This window comes from Nitrosomonas sp. Nm166 (assembly GCF_900112825.1).
Lineage (GTDB): Bacteria > Pseudomonadota > Gammaproteobacteria > Burkholderiales > Nitrosomonadaceae > Nitrosomonas.
Map to the genome: position 1 here is coordinate 1 of NZ_FONE01000103.1, position 2,336 is coordinate 2,336.

The 2,336-nt window shown below is 40.6% G+C and carries 3 protein-coding genes; 1 reads left to right on the top strand and 2 read right to left on the bottom strand.

What is annotated here, in order from left to right; genetic code table 11:
- Positions 1 to 205 precede the first annotated feature (205 nt).
- Both BM021_RS14855 and BM021_RS14860 read right to left on the bottom strand, forming a co-directional pair.
- Positions 206 to 619 carry a transposase gene (locus BM021_RS14855; protein WP_090721751.1) on the bottom strand — a complete coding sequence of 138 codons (414 nt, stop codon included), beginning with the start codon at positions 617 to 619 and terminating at the stop codon, positions 206 to 208.
- Positions 620 to 771: 152 nt separating this feature from the next.
- On the bottom strand, positions 772 to 1,242 hold the full coding sequence (locus BM021_RS14860) for a hypothetical protein (RefSeq protein ID WP_090721752.1): 471 nt from the start codon (positions 1,240 to 1,242) through the stop codon (positions 772 to 774).
- A gap of 578 nt (positions 1,243 to 1,820) precedes the next feature.
- Here BM021_RS14860 and BM021_RS16410 point away from each other — a divergent pair.
- Positions 1,821 to 1,952, top strand: coding sequence for an IS1/IS1595 family N-terminal zinc-binding domain-containing protein (locus BM021_RS16410; protein ID WP_256207962.1), 132 nt, complete (start codon positions 1,821 to 1,823; stop codon positions 1,950 to 1,952).
- The last annotated feature ends 384 nt before the right edge of the window (positions 1,953 to 2,336 follow it).

The window sequence follows — 2,336 nt, forward strand, 5'->3', positions numbered from 1 at the left end:
CGAAAAGCTCATATCAATTAACTCAATTGTATGATTAAAAACACTATTATATCATTAATCGCATCTGAAACTGGCTCTGACCGTGCAAAGTTCTCCTTTCATGTTCGCCTGAGCGTCTGTTTCATCATCACGATTTTCGTGGTCATTGACCACTTCATACGCCGGTTTCGCCCTGGGTTTGCGCGGACTGTGCGTAATGCCCGCATCAGTGTGACAGCCTTTCGTTACCGTTGTGTGCCTGAATCTGCTGGTTGACCTGTTCCAGCAGGCTGTCCCAAGCCTGCGCAGCCGTCAGGCGTGTCCTGAATCGGGAAAGCACCGAATGGTCAGGCACATCGTCTTCCAGATCCAGTCCGAGAAAACGCATTACGTGCAGGTTAGCGTTGGCCATGTCTTCAACCGATTCATCGCTAAGACCGCCATGCCACAGACCAGCCAGCAGCATTTTGAATAGCAGCAATCCTGGATAAGCAGGACGGCCCTTGGCATCGGATACCGGCGCATAGTACTGCGCAATTGTTTTTTCGATGGGCGACCAGTCGATCAGCTGATCTATTTGATTCAGAAAATTGCCTTTGCGTGTGGCGGTAACAAAACTATCGACCAGACTTAAACCCATGACAATCAACCTGATGAATAAAAACAGTATTATGCCATTTTCGCATGCTTGGCACCATTTCTACCGTGCAAAGGTCTCAAGGAGTACTGCACTCAGCACAGATTTTTGTACAGGAAGCCTTTGCAAGAGGAATTTTGCAGATCTTACTTCGTCTATTCTGACTCCGTATATTCAATCGAATAGTTCCAGATTAACTTATTCTCTACAATTTGGTCTGAGTATAAATAAATATCTTTCTTAAAATCTCTGGCTTGCTTAGGTGGAATAGAGATATAGATATATTCATTTCTTTCTGAAAAAGTAATGCAATTAGCGTTATCATTATTTGCGCAATCTTTAACAGAAATTTTCAGCTGTATACCATTCAATGTGTATTTTTCTGAGTTATTGATGAGGCGCCCTGTCATTTCATAACTATTGTTTGTGGATTTAAACGATACATTCTTTAAAACTAACTCTGAAGGAGAGATCCTGCTCTTGGATTGTTTTTTTTCATATTCTTGATATTGCCAAAATAGAAAGCCGCCAACAACGCAAATTAAAACAAAAAAACCTGCAAATTTTCTAAAGCGCGCTGATAACGCTAGTAAGATCAATATAATAATTCCTAAAAGCAATTTCATAAATAATTTTTCAAGATTAAAGAACGGAATGGCAAGTTTTTATTGTGCTTACTTGCTAGCATTAATTTCGTCTTCTCATACCAGTTCCAGATTCCATAGAAAATGGATTTTGGTTTTTAATTTTACTACCACAATTTCTGTGGGTAACTTTGTGGATAATCTTTGAGTCTAGGTAGCTAGTTTTTATATTCTATGGGCTTCCCTTAGATTAATTATTATTGATAATTAATCTATAGCTTATTTGTCAGTTAGTTAAGAATATTTATGATTGTTATGCCGATGAATTTACGACTATATCTTTACCTATGTAGTTTGTGAATAAAAACAACATGCCTAATCCAATTTCTTGGCATCATAAGACAGATTATAAGGCTATGTCACTCTTGAGTATTGGTATAAGTATAAATTATTACCGATACAGATCAGTTAGATAATAATATAATCGATGAAATCTGAAGAATTCCAAAAATTAAGGAAAAAGCCTGAGAAGTTGACGCCTTCTCAAAAAGAACAATTGCTGAAGCATTAGGGGAAGCGGGATGATACTGAAGCAGGGGAGCGCAATAATTGAGAGACGCATGCAAGTTAAAGCGGCTTGCCCTAAATGTGGAAATAGTAAAATAGCGCACTGGGAGTCATCAGCCGAATTGCAACGCTATCGCTGCGGCGCTTGCCGAGCTACATTCAATGCCTTGACTGGAGCGCCTTGAGGTATGCTGATTTTCATGGAGTCCGAAGTTTCATAAAATGGAGGACGAAGGTGGAATTACCCCGCACACAATATAGTCAGGAATTTCGGAAGGAATCAGTTAAGTTTTTCAAAGAAACTGGATTGACTCTGGTTGAAGCAGCAAAACGGCTGTCGTTACCCAAGGGGGGACACTAGAAAACTGGGTTTATGCTGACAAACGAGGAGAACTCGCTGCAGTAGGCAAGCATCAGAAGCCGCTGACTGAACTTGAGTTAGAGCTATCCAGAGTTAAACGGGAATCAGCAGAAGTGAAGATGGAGCGTGCCTTTATAAAAAAGTGTGCGACGTATTTCGCGAAGGGGTCGCGGTGAGATACGGTCTGATCGAGTCGATGCTTTGAGCT

What these genes read in the sequence shown, in the direction of transcription:
- BM021_RS16410 (WP_256207962.1), top strand. Translation starts at nt 1,821, where the DNA reads ATGCAAGTTAAAGCGGCTTGCCCTAAATGTGGAAATAGTAAAATAGCG.
- BM021_RS14855 (WP_090721751.1), bottom strand. Translation starts at nt 619, where the DNA reads ATGGGTTTAAGTCTGGTCGATAGTTTTGTTACCGCCACACGCAAAGGC.
- BM021_RS14860 (WP_090721752.1), bottom strand. Translation starts at nt 1,242, where the DNA reads ATGAAATTGCTTTTAGGAATTATTATATTGATCTTACTAGCGTTATCA.